Origin of the sequence: Listeria cornellensis FSL F6-0969, assembly GCF_000525855.1 — a bacterium.
In the GTDB taxonomy this organism is placed as follows: Bacteria; Bacillota; Bacilli; order Lactobacillales; family Listeriaceae; genus Listeria_A; species Listeria_A cornellensis.
The window spans coordinates 1-17,931 of record NZ_AODE01000013.1 but is presented as its reverse complement, the minus strand read 5'-3'; the positions used below and the strand labels follow the sequence as shown (position 1 = coordinate 17,931).

The 17,931-nt window shown below is 42.8% G+C and carries 16 protein-coding genes and 5 pseudogenes; 4 read left to right on the top strand and 17 right to left on the bottom strand.

Annotated elements, in window-relative coordinates; translation table 11 throughout:
* Window positions 1-125 precede the first annotated feature (125 nt).
* The 7 genes and pseudogenes from PCORN_RS05275 to PCORN_RS05245 all read right to left on the bottom strand — a co-directional run bounded on the left by PCORN_RS05275 (window position 126) and on the right by PCORN_RS05245 (window position 6,296).
* Window positions 126-944: a purine-nucleoside phosphorylase gene (locus PCORN_RS05275; protein ID WP_036078524.1), complete on the bottom strand. Its 819-nt coding sequence runs from the start codon at window positions 942-944 to the stop codon at window positions 126-128.
* 32 nt (window positions 945-976) lie between these two features.
* Window positions 977-1,873, bottom strand: a pseudogene (xerD, locus tag PCORN_RS05270) (site-specific tyrosine recombinase XerD).
* Window positions 1,874-1,903: 30 nt separating this feature from the next.
* Window positions 1,904-2,275: a nuclear transport factor 2 family protein gene (locus PCORN_RS05265; protein WP_051999273.1), complete on the bottom strand. Its 372-nt coding sequence runs from the start codon at window positions 2,273-2,275 to the stop codon at window positions 1,904-1,906.
* Between the two features lie 260 nt (window positions 2,276-2,535).
* On the bottom strand, window positions 2,536-2,991 hold the full coding sequence (gene fur, locus PCORN_RS05260) for a ferric iron uptake transcriptional regulator (RefSeq protein WP_036078254.1): 456 nt from the start codon (window positions 2,989-2,991) through the stop codon (window positions 2,536-2,538).
* A 213-nt stretch (window positions 2,992-3,204) separates the two neighbouring features.
* Window positions 3,205-4,228 (bottom strand): annotated as a pseudogene (locus PCORN_RS05255) (FecCD family ABC transporter permease).
* Window positions 4,228-5,253, bottom strand: a complete 1,026-nt coding sequence (locus PCORN_RS05250; RefSeq protein ID WP_036078253.1) for a FecCD family ABC transporter permease — start codon at window positions 5,251-5,253, stop codon at window positions 4,228-4,230. The pseudogene PCORN_RS05255 and the gene PCORN_RS05250 overlap by 1 nt, the downstream one beginning before the upstream one ends.
* Window positions 5,254-5,363: 110 nt before the next feature.
* A complete protein-coding gene (locus PCORN_RS05245) occupies window positions 5,364-6,296 on the bottom strand; it encodes an iron-hydroxamate ABC transporter substrate-binding protein (RefSeq protein WP_036078251.1) in 933 nt (310 codons plus the stop codon).
* A 201-nt stretch (window positions 6,297-6,497) separates the two neighbouring features.
* Between PCORN_RS05245 and PCORN_RS05240 the strand changes: the two genes are divergently transcribed.
* On the top strand, window positions 6,498-7,343 hold the full coding sequence (locus PCORN_RS05240; RefSeq protein WP_036078250.1) for an ABC transporter ATP-binding protein: 846 nt from the start codon (window positions 6,498-6,500) through the stop codon (window positions 7,341-7,343).
* Complete coding sequence (locus tag PCORN_RS05235; protein WP_036078249.1) at window positions 7,327-8,325, top strand: NAD(P)/FAD-dependent oxidoreductase; 999 nt, start codon at window positions 7,327-7,329, stop codon at window positions 8,323-8,325. The genes PCORN_RS05240 and PCORN_RS05235 overlap by 17 nt, the downstream gene beginning before the upstream one ends.
* A 61-nt stretch (window positions 8,326-8,386) precedes the next feature.
* Here the strand turns inward: PCORN_RS05235 and PCORN_RS05230 are convergent, their stop codons facing one another.
* The 6 genes and pseudogenes from PCORN_RS05230 to PCORN_RS05205 all read right to left on the bottom strand — a co-directional run bounded on the left by PCORN_RS05230 (window position 8,387) and on the right by PCORN_RS05205 (window position 12,500).
* Window positions 8,387-8,917 (bottom strand): homing endonuclease associated repeat-containing protein, encoded by a 531-nt coding sequence (locus PCORN_RS05230; protein WP_036078247.1) that lies wholly within the window; start codon window positions 8,915-8,917, stop codon window positions 8,387-8,389.
* Window positions 8,918-9,061: 144 nt separating this feature from the next.
* Window positions 9,062-9,668, bottom strand: a pseudogene (locus PCORN_RS19675) (TetR/AcrR family transcriptional regulator).
* Window positions 9,668-10,482 (bottom strand): annotated as a pseudogene (locus PCORN_RS05220) (ABC transporter permease). The pseudogenes PCORN_RS19675 and PCORN_RS05220 overlap by 1 nt, the downstream one beginning before the upstream one ends.
* The gene (locus tag PCORN_RS05215; RefSeq protein WP_036078246.1) at window positions 10,479-11,369 is read right to left on the bottom strand and encodes an ABC transporter ATP-binding protein; all 891 of its coding nucleotides are present in this window, start codon (window positions 11,367-11,369) and stop codon (window positions 10,479-10,481) included. The pseudogene PCORN_RS05220 and the gene PCORN_RS05215 overlap by 4 nt, the downstream one beginning before the upstream one ends.
* A 133-nt stretch (window positions 11,370-11,502) precedes the next feature.
* A complete protein-coding gene (locus PCORN_RS05210) occupies window positions 11,503-11,928 on the bottom strand; it encodes a VOC family protein (RefSeq protein ID WP_036078244.1) in 426 nt (141 codons plus the stop codon).
* A 23-nt stretch (window positions 11,929-11,951) separates the two neighbouring features.
* Complete coding sequence (locus tag PCORN_RS05205; RefSeq protein ID WP_036078241.1) at window positions 11,952-12,500, bottom strand: NUDIX hydrolase; 549 nt, start codon at window positions 12,498-12,500, stop codon at window positions 11,952-11,954.
* A gap of 206 nt (window positions 12,501-12,706) precedes the next feature.
* Between PCORN_RS05205 and PCORN_RS05200 the strand changes: the two are divergent.
* A pseudogene (locus tag PCORN_RS05200) lies at window positions 12,707-13,352 on the top strand (5-bromo-4-chloroindolyl phosphate hydrolysis family protein).
* Window positions 13,349-14,581, top strand: coding sequence for a toxic anion resistance protein (locus PCORN_RS05195; protein ID WP_036078239.1), 1,233 nt, complete (start codon window positions 13,349-13,351; stop codon window positions 14,579-14,581). Before PCORN_RS05200 ends, PCORN_RS05195 begins: the two are co-directional and overlap by 4 nt.
* A gap of 52 nt (window positions 14,582-14,633) precedes the next feature.
* On the opposite strand, the gene PCORN_RS05190 is transcribed toward PCORN_RS05195, so the two are convergent.
* From PCORN_RS05190 to PCORN_RS05175, 4 genes are all read right to left on the bottom strand, one after another.
* The gene (locus PCORN_RS05190; protein ID WP_077913798.1) at window positions 14,634-15,164 is read right to left on the bottom strand and encodes a GNAT family N-acetyltransferase; all 531 of its coding nucleotides are present in this window, start codon (window positions 15,162-15,164) and stop codon (window positions 14,634-14,636) included.
* 73 nt (window positions 15,165-15,237) lie between these two features.
* On the bottom strand, window positions 15,238-16,308 hold the full coding sequence (gene dinB, locus PCORN_RS05185) for a DNA polymerase IV (RefSeq protein WP_036078516.1): 1,071 nt from the start codon (window positions 16,306-16,308) through the stop codon (window positions 15,238-15,240).
* Window positions 16,309-16,454: 146 nt separating this feature from the next.
* Window positions 16,455-17,243, bottom strand: coding sequence for an SDR family NAD(P)-dependent oxidoreductase (locus PCORN_RS05180; RefSeq protein ID WP_036078237.1), 789 nt, complete (start codon window positions 17,241-17,243; stop codon window positions 16,455-16,457).
* 16 nt (window positions 17,244-17,259) lie between these two features.
* Window positions 17,260-17,931 (bottom strand): MBL fold metallo-hydrolase (locus tag PCORN_RS05175; RefSeq protein WP_036078235.1); only part of this gene is annotated, 672 nt, incomplete at its 5' end.

The window sequence follows — 17,931 nt, the reverse complement described above, 5'->3', positions numbered from 1 at the left end:
GCATACAAGCATGTTGCAGAACAATAGCCAATATCAGGTTTTCCATTTTTTTTAGTTTTTATGTACTATCAAAAAGGAGCCTGATGCCCCATTCGTAAGTGTTGCACCAGACTCCATTCTTATTTTTATTTCACATTTCCAACGAGCGCCTTCACGTATGTTAGGAAAGTTTCTTTCACTTGTTCCGTCGTTTCAATAACTTCTTCGTGACTCAGCGGTTGATCCAGAATTCCTGCCGCCATATTCGTAATGCAAGAAATACCAAGGCAGCGCAAGCCACAATGATTAGCAACAATGACCTCAGAAACAGTCGACATACCAACCGCGTCCGCGCCAAGTGTGCGCATCATTCGAATTTCCGCAGGCGTTTCGTATGTTGGCCCAGTAAATCCTGCGTAAACACCTTCGCGAACCCCTATTTCCAAATTTTGCGCCAACAGACGCGCTTGTTCCCGTAAATCTAAACGATACGCATCAGACATATCTGGGAAACGCGGTCCGAAATGATCGTCATTCTGCCCAATAAGCGGGCTCGTTCCCGTGAAGTTAATATGATCCGAAATCAGCATCAAATCCCCCGCATGGAACAATTCATTCACACCACCAGCTGCATTCGTTACGATTAAAATCTCAACGCCCAGTTCCTTCATAACACGAACAGGAAACGTCACATCTTGCATCGAATAACCTTCATAAAAATGGAATCTCCCTTGCATCGCCACAACTTCTTGGTGCTCTAGCTTTCCAAAGACAAACTGGCCAGCATGACCTTCCACTGTCGAAACAGGAAAATACGGCACATCATGATATTTAATCACGGTCGGCGCTGTAATCTCGTCCGCCAAAACACCAAGCCCCGATCCTAAAATAAGCCCAATTCTAGGCTTTCCGCTATACGTTTCCTTAATTTTTTTGACTGCTTCCATAACCTTTGTATAATTCATTTTCAAAATCGCTCCTTTTTCATTATCCAACCTTAAGCACGCGGATGATATTGCTTGTAAACATCTTTTAAGCGCGCCTTCGTAACATGTGTATAAATTTGCGTCGTTGAAATATCCGCATGACCTAATAACTCTTGAACAGAGCGTAAATCCGCCCCATTTTCCAGTAGATGCGTCGCAAACGAATGTCGCAAAGTATGCGGTGTAATCGGCTTATCAATCCCAGCTTTCGCCGCAATCTGCTTCAAATTCTTCCAAAAACCTTGCCGCGTCATACCGCGTCCGTGATGGTTCAAAAACACAAAATCATTGCGTTCGGACACCCGTCGCAATTTCGGACGTCCAAATTCCAAGTAGCGCTCCAAAACTGTTGTTGCTGTTTTGCCAAGCGGGATAATGCGCTCCTTATCCCCTTTTCCAATCGTCTGAATAAAGCCCATCTGTAAATGCAAATCGTCCATCTGAAGGCGTACCAACTCCGTCACCCGAAGTCCAGTCGCATACAAGACCTCTAACATCGCTTGATCTCGCATACCGAGCGGGTTCGCCCCATTCGGCGCCTCCAGCAATTTCTCCACATCATTCAGATTCAAAATTTTTGGCAAAGTCTGCGCCTGCTTCGGTGTCTCAATTTGAATCATCGGATCCCGATCCGCCAGTTTTTCATGCAGTAAAAAATGAAAAAAAAGAACGCAATGAGGCAATATAGCGCGCAATCGTTCTCGGTGATTTTCCCTCTAATTTTGCATAAGCCATAAAGCTCACAATATGTATCCGTTCTACGTCGCGAATCGCCACTGCTCCCTGTTCTTCCTCCAAATAACGCGCAAAAAAAACGCAAATCTCGTTCATAAGCAACCAACGTATTTGCCGACAAACCCTTCTCCACCTGCAAAAAAATGTAAAAAATCGAGTATCAAATCATCCATGCGCAATCTCCTCAAATCGGCGTTCCCAAACTATTGAATCCGTGTACACTGTCCTGACGTCACTTGCCAACCATTTTCGGCATCTTTCCGCCAAATTCGCGTATATACCAATCGATCCGTAAATGATTCTCCATCAGCAACACCCGCAAGCACCACCTCAGAAACCGTAACCACATTCCCGCCAACGACACGCTTGTCCTGCGCCACAATATCCAGTTGATGTAACTGAAAAACCTTCTGTCTATGCGCCTCTAAATCATCCTGTTTCGTCACCTTTCTACCAAAATGGTCCACAAAAACAAAATCATCCGCCAACAACCTATCCAAACTAGAAACATCACTTGCCAACATCGCTCTGCGCAATGCTTCCTCTCGTAAAACAACGCCCTTCCAATCCAACATCAGACGCCTCCTGCCCTTGTCCCATCAGTATACCAAAAACCCCACCATTACGAAAGCAAAACCGAAATAATTTAACAAATGTCCAGCAAAACTCTTTCCATCCCTAATCTCTTTGCCTCCACCACCAAACCCCAGCGGGCCGATAAATGCTCAAATCCTAGGCAAAAGCGAGCACCGGAGCGGAGCGTACTAAAAGTACGTGAGCATCGGAGCACAGCTTTTAACGACGGAGTTGAGCGTTTGTCGGCTCGCTGGGCGATTTATTCGGCTTTTTTGATGTTGCTTTTACACACCGTACAGATACCTTGAAACGTTAGACGGTGATCCTTCACAAGAAAATCCCATTTCTGTTCGACAATTTTCTCAACATCATCTAACAAATCCTCTTGAATTTCCTCAACAGACCCACATTCCAAACATACTAAATGATGATGGAAATGCTTCGCGCCTTCTTTACGTAGATCATAACGTGCCACGCCATCTCCAAAATTAATTTTGTCAACCACGCGCAATTCCGTCAGAAGTTCCAGCGTACGATAAACCGTCGCTAATCCAATGTCCGGTGAAATATCCTTAACACGTAAATAAACGTCCTCCGCGCTCAGATGGTCTTTCTCATTTTCTAATAAAACGCGTACGGTTGCTTCGCGTTGTGGCGTTAATTTATAACTTGCTTCATGCAACTGTGATTTAATCCGCTGAATACGGCCTTCCATTTTTATGCCCTCCCTCGGGAACAAACAATCATTCTCAATTAGTAGTTTATAATAATTCTAAATAAAAATCAAGTCTACTTACTTATCCTTTATCCCACTAAAACAATTGAAGTAAGCCGTTTTTATATCTATTCTAAGATAGCATAAAAGTTTCCAAAAGTCTATCTGGATTATCAATTACAATGAAATCAGGATACTTCTTTATAATCATTATCATTTAGTTTTAGCTAGTAAGTACAAGAAATAGGGTGCCCCAATTACCGCAACAACGATACCTGCGAAAATTTCGGATGGTTGGACAATGATTCGACCAATCGTATCTGCGACAAGGAGTAATAACGCACCAACAAGCGCCGAAATTGGCAATACCCATTTATGTCCACTACCAACGAGGCGTCTCGCAATATGAGGTCCGATTAAGCCAATAAAAGCAATACCACCACTGACAGAGACGCAAGCTGCTGCTAAAGCCACCGCAACAACAAGCAGAATAACTTTTTCTTTTTTCTGTTTTGACGCCTAGCCCAGTTGCCACTTGATCGCCAAACCCCAGAATATCGAGCGTTTTTATTTTGAACATCGCCACGGTCACCAGAATGATCAGCCACGGGAGTAGTGCAAAGACATATTGCCAGTTGCTAGCCCAAATATTTCCTGCTAGCCATTCCGCCACAATTTGATAATTTTCAGGGTCTAAACGAATGGTTAAAAGCGTCATCAAGGCAGCAACTGCAGCTGAAACCGCCACACCTGTTAACACGAGGCGATTTGGCAATAAACCTTCTTGTCGACTGTAGGATAAGCCATACACAATAAAAGCTGTGAGAATGGCGCCTGTGAAGCCAACTAAAGGCATAAACATAACAGGTACATCTAGTGTCGATGGGAAGTACGAAATGTAGAGCATAACTGCCAAACCGGCTCCATTGTTTATTCCTAATATCCCTGGGTCTGCCAAACTATTTTGCGAAACTGCTTGTAACAGCGCACCTGAAATCGCAAGGCCTGCACCAACGAGTACCGCCACAACAATACGCGGTAAGCGAAACTGCGAAATAATCAATGTATCTTGCGGCGAACCTTGTCCAAATAAAGTTTTGATAACATCTACAAATGGAATTTTTGAGAAACCTGCGTTGACACTGTAAATGAACGTTCCTACAAGTAAAATTGCGAGTAAAATCAAGATTAGCCAACGTTTTCGCGTGACTTTTCGTTCCGTTGCCGTCCCCATCATCACAGACTCCTCCTTTCTTTACGCGCCACATAAAGGAAGAAAGGTACACCAATAAGGGCAAAAATAACACTAATCGGCGTCTCATATGGCGGATTCACCATCCGGGCACCAATATCCGCATATAGCGTCAAAAGTGCACCAACAATAGCCGAACACGGAATAATCCAGCGATAATCTACACCGACCATATAACGGACCAGATGTGGCACAATCAAGCCGATAAAACCAACTGGGCCAACGACCGAAACGGCAAGTCCCGCCAAAATCAGCACAACAAGCATTGATAGCAATTTTGTCCGCGTCGTATTTTGTCCGAGTCCAATCGCAATATCATCACCAAGGCTCAGAATCGTTACCGACTTACTGAGTAATATCGCCGCAATTAACGCACCAATGAGCCACGGCCATACCACTACGATTTGCGACCATTTCACGCCTGCGACACCACCAGCAAACCAAAAAGCTAAATCTTGACTCAGCTTAAAATAAATGGCGATTCCTTCACTTAATGCCGTCAACAAAGAAGCTACCGCAGCACCTGCCAAAACAAGCCGCGTCGGCGACAAACCACCTTTAACAAGCGCGCTCACGCCAAAAACAAGGACGCAACCAAGCGCCGCACCAAGGAATGAAAAGAAAATCAAATAATTGTAGCTAAGGCCAGGCAAAAACGCAAAACAAACAGCCATCATAAACGCCGATCCCGCATTGAGCCCCAACAAGCCACTATCTGCGAGCGGATTTCGCGTCATGCCTTGCATCACTGCACCCGCAACCGCAAATGCTGCGCCGACCATCATATCCGCCAGCACACGAGGAACGCGTAACTCCCAAATAATTTGATGAGTCGTTAAACTTTTATTGTAATGAAATAACGCGTCCCAAACCGTCGCTAAATCGATATCCGCCGCACCAACAGCGATGCCGATAAAAGCAGAAATAATAAGTAGTACAACACCGCCCGTCAAAATCACAGTCGCCATTGCAGGTCGCGTTTTTAATTGGGCAAGTTCCTTCGTTTTCATCGTACCCTGATCCCCTCATAATATGTATCGGTTCTATGGCGAGGAGTTGCAGAATCTAGTTTTTCGACTAGCCCTTGCAATCCCGCGTGAACCGTTGTTATTTCTATCAATTATTTATTACTATCCACTATTTTACTCACAATCAAATCCATTTGCCCTTCTACCGCAATCGGATCGTAGTTATACATCTCATCAAAGTCCATCGTGAAAATATGATTCGCCTTGTATGCCGGCAAGTCTTTCCAAATACTTGATGCTTCTATCCCGTCGAGTGCTCCATTTCTAGTATCCCCATGTTTAAACCGCGTCACAAACATATAATCTGCCGCAAAATCAGGCAGCACTTCTAGCGAAATCTGTTTGTAGCCATCTCCGTCAATAACCTCATCTTGAATTTTCTTAGGCGCCTTTAATTGTAATGCGTTATAAAGAACTTGTCCACCCCGACCCCAATTATCTCCGAAAACATAGAAATTTTTATCATCGCCTTCATACAATCCTACCGTTGCATTTGGCGCTACCACACCTTTTATTTTTCCCCTTGCTTTCGCAGCTTTCTTGTCAAAATCAGCTAACCAATCCTTTGCCTCCTCTTCTTTTCCAACAATATCAGCAATCGCCGTTAATTCATCCTGCACACTTTTGTATGTATTGTACGGTATTAAAATCGTCGGCGCAATTTTCTTCATCTGATTGAACTGATCCTCACCCGATACAATAATTAAATCCGGTTGTAGTTCCGCCACTTTTTCAACAGAAGCCGGATCACCGATGTCTTCCACACCCTTTTTATAGGCATCCAAATAAGGATTTTCCAATACAAACGACGTAGCACCAATTGGTTTCACACCTAAAGCCGAAAGTGATCCCATATACTCTGTTACGACGATTTTTTTCGGATTATTTGGGATCTCTATCGTTTTCCCGTTTGGCATCTTATATGCGTGCGTTTCGGATTTCCCCACTGCGGTTTCGTCACTACCACACCCAACCAGAGCAACCGCCATCACAGCAGCCGACACTAAAAACACTATTTTCTTCATGTTACTCCTCCCTTTTAATTGATAATGATTATCAATCTCATTCGAAATTATAGCAAGCAAATTCCTAAAAAGCAAGACTAAAAATATCTCTACCACGAAAAAATACGAATAATAGCGCTTAGCTATTGCAACTTTCGTCAAAAGATTCTATACTAGTCATGAGAATGATTATCAATCGCGAAACTAAGGAGCGGTGTATAGATGAATAATTTAAAGACAGATGGCTTACAAATCGCCTACGACAAACGCGTCATCGTAGACGCTTTAAATATCGAAATACCAAAAGGCAAAATCACGGCACTAGTTGGCGCTAACGGCTCAGGTAAATCAACCATTTTAAAAACGATGTCCCGCCTGATGAAGCCTTCCAAAGGTCATGTTTTCTTAGATGGAAAAGCGATTCACCGCCAATCCACAAAAGAAATCGCGAAACAACTAGCGATCCTGCCGCAAAACCCAACCGCACCTGATGGCTTAACCGTAAGCGAACTCGTTTCCTACGGCAGATCTCCTCATCAAAGCGGTTTTAAATCTATGTCTGTAAAAGATCGCGATATGATTCAATGGGCTCTTCGCGTGACGAGTCTAAATGATTTCGCCGACCGTCCAATTGACAGTTTATCTGGCGGACAACGACAACGCGCTTGGATTGCGATGGCATTAGCACAAGAAACCGATATTTTATTCCTAGATGAACCAACGACATTTCTTGATATGACCCATCAACTGGAAGTCTTAATGTTGTTAAAACAGCTAAATCTCCAAGAAAACCGCACGATCGTCATGGTTGTCCATGATTTAAATCACGCCTCTCGCTTTGCCGATCATATGATTGCTATTCGTTCTGGGCAAGTCATTTCCGAGGGCTCACCGGTAAACGTAATGACGGAGCAAACACTAGAAGACGTTTTTGGTATTAAAGCCGATATTATGCTCGACCCACGTACTGGCGTTCCACTATGTTTACCCTACGAAACGTGTCAAGCATGTGAAATTAGACAAGTCGCAACCAAGTTAGCAGGTGAAGTCGTTGTCAAACTTGTATGACGTCACAATTATTGGAGCAGGCCCAGTTGGCTTATTCACTACTTTTTACAGCGGTTTGCGCTCCCTAAAAACAAAAATCATCGACGCCGAGCCAGCAGTTGGCGGTAAAATCCGTTACTTCTACCCAGAAAAAATCATCCGAGATATCGGCGGAATCCCTGCAATCGAAGGACAAGAACTTGTGAAAAACTTACATGACCAAGCAAAAACGTTCCAGCCTACCATTGTATGCGGCGAACGCATCACAGAGATTCATCGACAAACAGACGGCACCTTCCAACTAACCGCAGAAAACGGCAACAAACATTACAGCAAAACCATCATCATCGCAGCAGGAAGCGGCACATACGAAGTTCACCAATTAGAAGTATCCGGTAGCGAAACGTTTGCCAACAACCTCTTCTACGACATCAAAAACCTTGCAAGTTTCCAAAATAAAGCCGTCGTTGTTTCTGGTGGAGGCAATGCCGCTATTGACTGGGCGCAAGCACTAGAACCCATCGCCAAAGAAGTCCATCTCATCTATCGTGGCGAAAATTTCAAAGGGCACGAAGAACGCGTCAAAGAAATGCACGATTCCTCTATTTATGTCCATGTCAACCACGAAATAACAGCTCTTCAAGGTGATTCGACCAATCTAAGAAACTGCGTGATTCACTGCAATAAAAACGGCAATACAATAAAAATCGACACAGATGCCATCGTTGTGAACCACGGTGTAAAAGTGAATCTCGGCTCCATGCTCGACTGGGGATTCGATACGTCCGAATACGGCATCCTAGTCAACCAAGAAATGGAAACCAGTGTCCCTGGCATTTACGCATGTGGTGATATCTGCACCTATCCTCGCAAAATGCGCATCATTGCGGCCGGTCTACACGAAGGTCCCATCGCCATCAACAGCGCTAAAAACTTCCTAGATCCAGACGCCGAAGAAGTCGCCATGGTCAGCACACATCACGAAAGCTTCACGGAAGTCTAAGCATACAAAAATAAGCGAGCATCCTATCCCCAATAAGGTGCTCGCTTTGCTTTATCTATTTTCAAGAAACTTCTTGCTTCTTCTCCTCACAAGCCGCTTTAAAATTCTTCCAACTACCAAAATAATAACGCACCAACCGATAGTCATCGAACTCGCTCATCGTAGGAAATCTCCGCATAATCCGTTCCATTTCCAAAATATCAAGAATCAATTTCTCCTTCACTTCCTTACCTTCCTCTTCCCCTGCAAACTTCGTCAAACCAGCCTGCTCAAGAAAAGCTTCCCAAGAATCATAATACTCCATAACAGACATATAAAGTGGAAACTCATGCGGCCCACTAATCGGCGGACGCCCCAACTGCTCCGAAATTCGCTTTACCTCTGCAATCAAAAAATCCTGCTTGTAAAAACGTTTCTGCTCATTCTCCAAACCCGCTGCTTTTAACGCATCCGGCCATGAACCAAATAATTGTCGTGCTTTTTCAAAATGATTGTACAAGCTACGCCTTGGCACACGCCCCTGTTCCTGCGCCAATTGTTGTAATTCCGTAATAATCTGTTCTTTTGTCACAACAGCTGTATCGTCCATCATCTTTCCCCTTCTCCTGTGTAGTAACTGCATTTGCATTACAATTATGTTGTATCATAAAAAAGCAAGCGAGACAACTGAAAAAATTTTCCAATTCATAAAAAAACAAACCTAACTCACAAAATTCAGGTTTGTTTTCCCAGTTATTCATGTTTTTCGAATCATCCCACGCTCCACAATCGCCATCATGTTCATAAACTTATCAACAAGCGGCTGCATTTCCTCCATCGTTGCATCTGGATTTTCCCGAATATAATCCGTCGCCATTTTAATTATATAATCAAACAAGGCGCGAACCAGGTCATGCGCATCCTGAGAAACAACATCCGCCCGCAACGTCACTTTCTCGAAAATCTGGTTCATATAAACATCTTGTACTTGCAACGCCTCCATATAGTACGCATGCAACCGCTCCGCAAGCGCTGCTGGAGGATTGGCATAAGACTGCATAATCAACTTAAAAACCGCGGGGTGGTTCTTGCTGAAATTCAGCTTCTGCTTCGTCGACCAAATTGCGCCTTGCATAAAGTCCTCCGTTGGCATGTCCCCAATCGGTACTTCCTGCATCGCTAAATCCACCGAATAACCAACCGCCGCTGTATATAGTTTTTTCTTTTGAGCCAAAATAATGAAAAATCAACCCCTTCGAAACACCAGCAATCTCTGAAATCCGATTCGTACTAGCCGCCTTATACCCATGATCCGCGAATTCCTCCACCGCTACTTTCAAAATTTTATCCCGTTTATCTTCCATCACACCCTCAAATCCTTTTTCCGATACAGTACGAAAGTCAGCACGGTAAACACAACCATCGAAACCACTGTAATCCAAATATTAACGCTCTCCATCGAGGCTTTTATCATATCAGACGGAATCGCAAAATTAATCGGAGAAAAGTATTTAAAGAAGTCTACCTTATCATTCAAACCAGCAAGAATCCCTAAAATATACGTCAGAAAAACGAGTCCCAAAGCAACTGGTGTCGCCTGCTTCGCCGAATGAACAATCGCTGAAAAACAGAAGCCAGCACTCATAAACAACAAGGCAACCAGTAACTCATTCGAGAACACCCGCACGAGCGACTGCACCAAATCCCCTGAATTCGCCCCATCTTGCTTCAAGAAAACGACCAATACCGTCGAAACAACAAACGTGATAGCCCAAAAAGCAATAAATGAAATCGCATTTCCAACCATTTTCCAAGCCACTAATTCCGAACGCGTAATCGGTTGCGCATATAAAAACTCAATCGTCCCGTCCGTCTCTTCCTTCACTAACGCTTGCGCCCCAATCATCGCTGCATACACACACGCTGCAATAAAAATATACTGAAATACATACGCAAAATAGGCATCAATTTTTGTTAAATCCGCCATCGAACTAATGTGCAAAACATTCATCATTTCTTTAGGTAAAGCATTCATTTTCGTGTTTACTAAATCTTGCATGCCGCTCGATTGCATACTAGGAAAGAACGCCATGAACATACCCAGACTAGCGCCACAACCCCCGACCAAACGAGCAAACTCTTAAAATGCGTTTTCCATTCAATCTTTAAAATATTCATTTTGCCTTCCCTCCTTCATAAAGCGTCATAAATTTATCTTCCAATTCTTGATTCGTAATCGATAAATCCTTAATTCCCTCCGCCGCAAGAATTGGTAACACCGACTGCACATTTCCATCAAACGTGAATCTCGCACTCGTTTCCGTCGTTTCAACAACTTTCGCACCCGCATTGACAAGCTCTGTTACTGGCAACCTATTTCCCTTCAAAATAATCACTTTCCCCGACATTTCTTGATCCGCAATATTTTCAAGTGCTACAATCTCACCCTCACGAATAAAAGCAGCCCGCGTACTATACTCCTGAATCTCACGTAAATTATGGCTCGACAAAAAAATCGTCATACCGTCCTCTTGATTTTGGCGCGTCATCTCCTTAAATAAATGATGTTGCATCAAAGGATCCAGTCCATTCGTAGGTTCATCTAAAATCAATAACTTCGGCTTCGTGATAAGCCCAGCCACAATCGCGACCTTCTTTTTATTTCCAAGTGACATATCACCAAAACGCTTATGCGGATCAATATCAAACATTTCGTAATAGCGCTTCATCTGAACTGCGGCCTGATCAATATGATGAAACTTCGCAGCAAACCCAATAATATCATTTGCCGTCATTTGTGGATAATAACGTACCTCACTCGGCACATATCCGACCATTTTCTTAATCTCAGCCGAATTTTTCACAATGTCCTTACCAAGTATCGTCGCATGGCCCTTCGAAGCATAAATAAAATTCAGCAACAGCTTGATTGTCGTCGATTTACCAGCACCATTTGGACCAATAAACCCAAACAATTCACCTTCCTCTACTGACAAATTCACCCCTTCAATCGCCCGCTTCTTATGATAGAACTTCGTCAACTCATTCGTCTCTATCGCTTTCATTTTTGACCCCTCCAATTCACAATTGACCATCTAGTCAATGCGATTATACTCCCGTTTGACCACCCAGTCAATCAATAACCATCCATATAAAAAAAGCGCACCAGAAAGCCATCTGACACGCTACTCTATTTTCTTATTCCGTCAAAAAGTCACCGTAACTAAAGTGCCACTGCGTTCCAAATTTGTCAGCAATCATCGCATATCCCTCACTCCAAAACGTTTCTTCAAGCGGCATATAAATCTTACTCTCTTTTTCAAACTTAGTAAAAATCACTTGCAAATCTTCCAAATCATCACTTTCCACAACAATACTAATATTATCACCCGGAGTCGCCGGAACACCGTCAGGCATATCCGACATCATCACGCGCAAACCTCTGACATAGATTTCACTATACATAATCTTATCAGCGTTCACATCTTTATTTTCGCTGGCGTTCCGATTCGACGGCGCATCACCATATGTTGCCACACCCTTTGGCTCCACCTCGAAAATTCCCGCATAATAATCCAAAGCCTCACGACAATTTCCTGTAAAATGTAGAAAAACAGCTGTCATCTCATACCACTTCCTCTCCAAAATTAGTTGGTCGCTTCAAGCAACTGCCAATATTGCACGGCATACACCGTTTTTGCATCACAAATGACCTTTTCTTCTATTAACTGTAACGCTTCATCCAAACTTACTTCCACAATGTTCACAAACTCATCCTCATCTGCTTGAAGTGGGTTTGCTTGCTTCTTCAAATCTCCCGCAAGATAAATATGTAGTAACTCATCTGCAAAACCTGGCGACGTATAAAAAGATACAAGATGCTTCAAATCATCCGTTTTATATCCCGTTTCCTCTTCCAACTCACGTCCAGCCGTCAACTCTGGCGCTTCATCTGGTTCAATTTTACCAGCTGGAATCTCTACAATCGCCTTCTCAAGCGGTTTCCGATACTGTTCCACCATCACCATTTTATTTTCAGGCGTCATCGCAATAACCGCCACCGCACCAGGATGCTTCACGATTTCGCGCTTACTCCTAGCTCCATTTGGCAACACAACATCATCCACCACTAATTTAATAATCTTCCCATCAAAAATCGTCTCACGCTTCACCGTTTTTTCCTCTAACGAATCCATGCTATCACTCCATTTCTAAGGCTTTTTTATCATTATACCATAACCAAGTCTGAGGGGAATTTACATCGCACGACTGATAACATCTTTTCTGCCAATATGGTATGATATACTCAAATCAGGTTAGCCTTTTCAAATGATTTTCTAAAAACAATTTTCACAAATACTTAATCCTTAAAAAAATAAGGAAGCCTAAGGAGAAGATAGACATGGTAGTTTTCAAAAAATTTATGGCCTTCACTGGCTCAATCGTTTTAACACTCATTTTGTTCGGCATCTTAGCACACATCTTTGTGAACAACTGGTTACTTATTAGTGTCGCAACACTTGTCGTAGCCGCCGTCCTGTTCTTCTTTTCTGCAAAAGCGGGAGACAAAGCACATGCAATACAGACCGGGCTTACAAAAAAAGAATACAAATACATTCGCACGAACTTAGAAGAATCACGAGCTAAAATACTTCGCCTTCAAAAAATCACAGCAGCTCACCGTACTTTATTTACATTCCAAGAACGCGATAAAACATTAATACTTACAAAGCGCATCTACGGTATTGTGAAGGAAGAGCCAAAACGCTTTTATGATGCAGAAGATTTTTTTCTTCTCCCACTTAGACTCTTTAGTAGAACTAACAGAAAAATATGCTTTCCTAAACAGCCAACCGGTGAAAGACAAGAAGATTTACCAAACACTTTCTGACACGCGTGCCCTTTTGAACGATTTAGGTCGTGTTATCGAGAAAGATCTCTTTGCACTGCTTAATAAGGACGTATCGAGCCTTGATTTCGAACTAGAAGTGGCGAAGAATTCCATCTCCAAACAGGAAAAGAAATTTGAAAGGAGAACACCCAAATGACCGAGAACCAAAAGCCAAACGAACCTGAATTAAAAACAAAAGAAACACCAACATATGAACAACCGAAAGCCGAGGTCATCGATGCTAACTTCAACAAAACATTAGATGACTTACTCGCCGATCCATTCGGCACAAACGGCTCACAAACGGTTCAAGAAATCGTAAACAACGAAACAGACAAAGCGCCACGCTTAGTCGACATGCTTCCAGAAGCGAATCGTCGTCAAGCGGTAGAACTGGCCAAGCAAATCGAGCCTGGAAATCAAGCGGCTATCCTCGGATACGGCGCACCAGCACAAGCAAAGCTGCATGACTTCTCTCACTCTATGCTCAACCAAGTTCAAAAACAAGACGTCGGTCCAATCGGTGAAATCATCAGTGATCTTATGTTCCGTTTGCAAGAAGCCGATCCAGATGAACTTGCTGCGCGCAACAAGAACGTTTTCACAAAAATGTTCTCGCGCGTGAAGCAATCCATCAACGAAATCACATCCAAATATCAAAAAATGGGCACGCAGATTGATCGCATCGCCCTAAAACTAGAACATGCAAAAAAACGTTTAATGGAAGACAATTCTTTCTTAGAGCAACTCTACGACAAGAATAAAGACTACTTCCAAGCGTTAAATATCTATATCGCAGCCGGTGAACTAAAGCAAGAAGAAATCAATACCAAACTACTTCCAGAACTACGCAAAAAAGCGGAACAATCCGGTGATCAAATGGATTTCCAAGAAGTAAATGACCTCACACAATTCGCAGATCGCCTTGAGAAACGTGTGCATGACTTGAAACTTAGCCGTCAAATCACCATTCAGCAAGCCCCACAAATTCGTCTTATTCAGAACACGAATCAAGTACTTGCTGAAAAGATCCAGTCATCCATTATGACCGCTATTCCATTATGGAAAAACCAAGTTGCTATCGCGCTTACCCTTCTGCGTCAGCAACAAGCAGCTGAAGCACAACGTCAAGTAGCTGAAACAACGAACGAGCTTCTAAAACGCAATGCAGATATGTTAAAAACAAACGCCATCGAAACAGCGCGTGAAAATGAAAGAGGTATTGTGGATATCGAAACATTAAAAGAAACGCAATCAAGCCTCATCGAAACATTACAAGAAACCTTAAAGATTCAACAAGAAGGCCGTGCAAAACGTGCCGTTGCAGAAAAAGAACTTGTATCTATGGAGCAAGAATTAAAGGATCGCCTATTAGAAATGAAGTGAAGAAAGAGGTGCAGTATCTGTTAGTTACATCAGCAGATACTGCACCTTTTTCCTATTCAAAACCAGCTCTAAATTCGGTGTCCAACATGCTAAAAACAGCTAGATCATGATAGGCTTCGTGAAAAAATTCATGGTCTCGTAATATACCATCTTGGCTAAATCCAAGCGAATGCATCATGTTTAGTGATCGCTTATTGAACGTATATACTTCACAGTAAACCTTATGTAAATATAACTCATTGAATGCCACATCCAACAACTCTAAAATAGCTTCTTTTCCATAGCCTTTTCCCCAACTCATTCGCTCTCCAATGACAATGCCAAAAGCGGCATGACCATTTTCCCGATCGATTAAACCCAATTCTGCACGTCCGATGACTCGTCCATCTAAAACAATACTATACAGTTGCAACGAATCACTTACCTTTAAAAAATATTTCTCATACATCGTTTGAAAAACCTCTAAAGATCGTGGTTTCGTGATACCGCTTGCCATAGCGATTTCTTCATCAAGCTCCCACACATGCATTCCCTGCACATCTTCTCGCCTGATTGGCCTAATTCTCCTCAATTCCCTTTTCATTATCTAACAACTCCCAATAATCATTACTGAGTTAAGTATAGCAATGACGCGGCACAATAAACAAGTTTTTCCCTTAAAACCCTTCCAGCTTCAGGTTTTCAAAATGCAGTGGTTTTAAGTTCGTTACTGTCAAACCAACCAATCGAACGCTCTCTTCCCCGCTGTAAATATCACGTAACAAACTAACTCCTGCATCGTAAATAACACGTGCATCTCGTGTATATTCCATCAAGGATAATCTTCTTGTAATCGTGCTAAAATCGCTGTAACGCAACTTCAAAACAACCGTCTTCCCATGCTTTCCAATTCGTTCCAGCGAATTCTCTATCTTCTGTGAAAATAAAAGAAGCTTTTCTTGCATCTCTCGCTCATCAAAAATATTGTTAGCAAACGTAGTCTCCCTGCCAACTGATTTCCTCTCACGATGCGGATTTACCTTAGAATCAGATAAACCTCTTACCGCTCGATATAAACGATACCCTTGTTTATTCAACTCCCGAATTAAATCCCACTCATCCCATGCTTTTAAATCCGCACCAGAATGGATACCTAAGCGATGTAGCTTCTCAGCCGTCACTTTTCCGACACCGTGGAATTTCGTAACTGGCAGACTCTCTAAAAAGGCTTCGGCTTCTTCTGGTAATACGACGGTCATCCCTGCTGGCTTCTTAAAATCTGAAGCAATTTTGGCGATAAATTTATTGTACGAAACGCCTGCGGATGCGGTCAAGCCAAGTTCGTGATAGATGGCATGTTGGATCTCCAAGGCTATCTTCATCGCGGATTTAATACCCTTTTTATTTTCAGTAACGTCTAAATAAGCCTCATCTAAAGACATTGGCTCTACTAAATCTGTATAGCGATGGAATATTTCACGTATTTGCACGGATACTTCTCGGTAATGTTCCATATTCCCATGAATGAAAATACCATGTGGGCATAATTTATACGCTTGCTTCGCCGGCATCGCAGAATGGACACCGAATTTTCTAGCCTCATAAGAGCATGTAGAAACGACGCCTCGTTTGTTTGGATCTCCACCAATGATAAGTGCTTTCCCACGATATTCTGGATGGTCTCGCTCCTCTACCGAAGCAAAAAAAGCATCCATATCAATATGAATAATTTTACGCGTCTTATCCAATTCATTCATCACCTTCCACCCAAAATAACGAACATTTGTTCTATTTTTAATTATACTCTCTACACTTGAATAATGCAAGCTAGATTTAGCTACCTTTGGAACAAAAAAATAAGCGAGACTATTGTTTAGGTAGCCTCACTCTGTTTTTATTTTTTCTCAAATGCGCCTTTACCGAAAAATTCGATGACGCGTGGTATGACTTGGTACATTCGTGAAATAATATTCATCAGAAACGGCAGATTTATTTCACGCTTTGGTTTTCCCATTATAGCCACAATTTTCGCTGCTACTTTTTCAGGTTTTAGGACCAAAAAACCTACATTGTCTAAATAGTCGCCTGATTTGTCGGCAATATCGAAAAAACTAGTTGCAATTGGTCCAGGATTTACCGTAGTTACATGGATGCCTGATGGCTTGGTTTCCATTCGCAATGCATTGGAGTAGCCTAGCACCGCGAATTTAGTTGCAGAATAAGCCGATGATTTTGGTGTCGCAATTTTACCAGCTTGGGAGGCGATATTGATAATATGTCCCGACTTGCGTGCCAACATGTCTGGTAAAGCGAGCTGGGTCAAACGCATCAAACCAAGCACATTCGTATCAAACATCCGTTCCACAGTCGCAAAATCAGTAGTTACTGCCTCTTCGAAAATCCCAAATCCAGCACAATTGACTAGGATATCGATTTTTGTATCCCCTATTTTCTGCATGACTTCTTCAATCTCTTCGAAGTTCGTCATATCCATCTTATGATAAGCGCTGACGACGCCATAATCCGCTTGAATCTGCGTTGCTAAATCTGCTAATTTGTCCGTGCGACGCGCTGTCAGGATCGTGTTTGCACCTTGTGCCGCGACTTGCCGTGCCATTTCTGCCCCCAGTCCATTGGATGCACCCGTAATCATCACCGTTTTCCCTTTTAAAAAAACATTCATCCTTCTCAAAACTCCTTTATAGTTCAAATATAGCCAAGTCGGTTGCTATTTCTGTATTCGGAAAAATAGTGTGGCATTCCGAGACCAATTCGCGATTGTCATCACGACTATACCGCGAGCTAATGTGCGTGATAATCAGGCGTTTGGCACCCGCTTTTTTAGCCAAGGTTGCAGCCTCTATTGTTGTAGAATGCATGTATTCCCTTGCCATATCACCCATTTCAGCACCAAATGTCGCTTCGTGCACGATAACATCCGCCTGATTCGCGATTACCAACTCATTCGCCGTCGCCCTTGTATCGCCAAAAATCGCAATGGTTCGCCCTTTTTTAGCAGGTCCAATAAACTGACTTCCATCAATAACTTCACCGTCTTCGAGCGTTACCGTTTTCCCTTCTTTTAACTCCTTGAAAATCGGGCCGGGCTTCACACCAAGCGCTGAGAGTCCTTCCGCATCAAGCGAACCCGCCTTATCAGCCTCTTCAATTCGGTAGCCATAACTCAAAATACCATGATCAAGTTCTCGGCAAACAACCTTAAAAGTAGCATCTTCAAACACGACTTCATCATCAATTTCCACAATTTCAAGCGGATACTTCAAATGCGTGCCGCTCACCGCTAAACTCGTCCGAATATAATTCGCAATCCCACAGCCATACACCGTAAGCTCCGTTTCGCCACCCTGAAA

Coding starts and splice junctions, on each gene's coding strand:
- PCORN_RS05215 (WP_036078246.1), bottom strand. CDS start 11,369: ATGAAAGCGATAGAGACGAATGAGTTGACGAAGTTCTATCATAAGAAG.
- PCORN_RS05250 (WP_036078253.1), bottom strand. CDS start 5,253: ATGAAAACGAAGGAACTTGCCCAATTAAAAACGCGACCTGCAATGGCG.
- PCORN_RS05275 (WP_036078524.1), bottom strand. CDS start 944: ATGAATTATACAAAGGTTATGGAAGCAGTCAAAAAAATTAAGGAAACG.
- fur (WP_036078254.1), bottom strand. CDS start 2,991: ATGGAAGGCCGTATTCAGCGGATTAAATCACAGTTGCATGAAGCAAGT.
- PCORN_RS05190 (WP_077913798.1), bottom strand. CDS start 15,164: ATGAAAAGGGAATTGAGGAGAATTAGGCCAATCAGGCGAGAAGATGTG.
- PCORN_RS05240 (WP_036078250.1), top strand. CDS start 6,498: ATGAATAATTTAAAGACAGATGGCTTACAAATCGCCTACGACAAACGC.
- PCORN_RS05195 (WP_036078239.1), top strand. CDS start 13,349: ATGACCGAGAACCAAAAGCCAAACGAACCTGAATTAAAAACAAAAGAA.
- PCORN_RS05205 (WP_036078241.1), bottom strand. CDS start 12,500: ATGGATTCGTTAGAGGAAAAAACGGTGAAGCGTGAGACGATTTTTGAT.
- PCORN_RS05245 (WP_036078251.1), bottom strand. CDS start 6,296: ATGAAGAAAATAGTGTTTTTAGTGTCGGCTGCTGTGATGGCGGTTGCT.
- PCORN_RS05180 (WP_036078237.1), bottom strand. CDS start 17,243: ATGAATGTTTTTTTAAAAGGGAAAACGGTGATGATTACGGGTGCATCC.
- PCORN_RS05265 (WP_051999273.1), bottom strand. CDS start 2,275: ATGTTGGATTGGAAGGGCGTTGTTTTACGAGAGGAAGCATTGCGCAGA.
- PCORN_RS05210 (WP_036078244.1), bottom strand. CDS start 11,928: ATGACAGCTGTTTTTCTACATTTTACAGGAAATTGTCGTGAGGCTTTG.
- PCORN_RS05230 (WP_036078247.1), bottom strand. CDS start 8,917: ATGATGGACGATACAGCTGTTGTGACAAAAGAACAGATTATTACGGAA.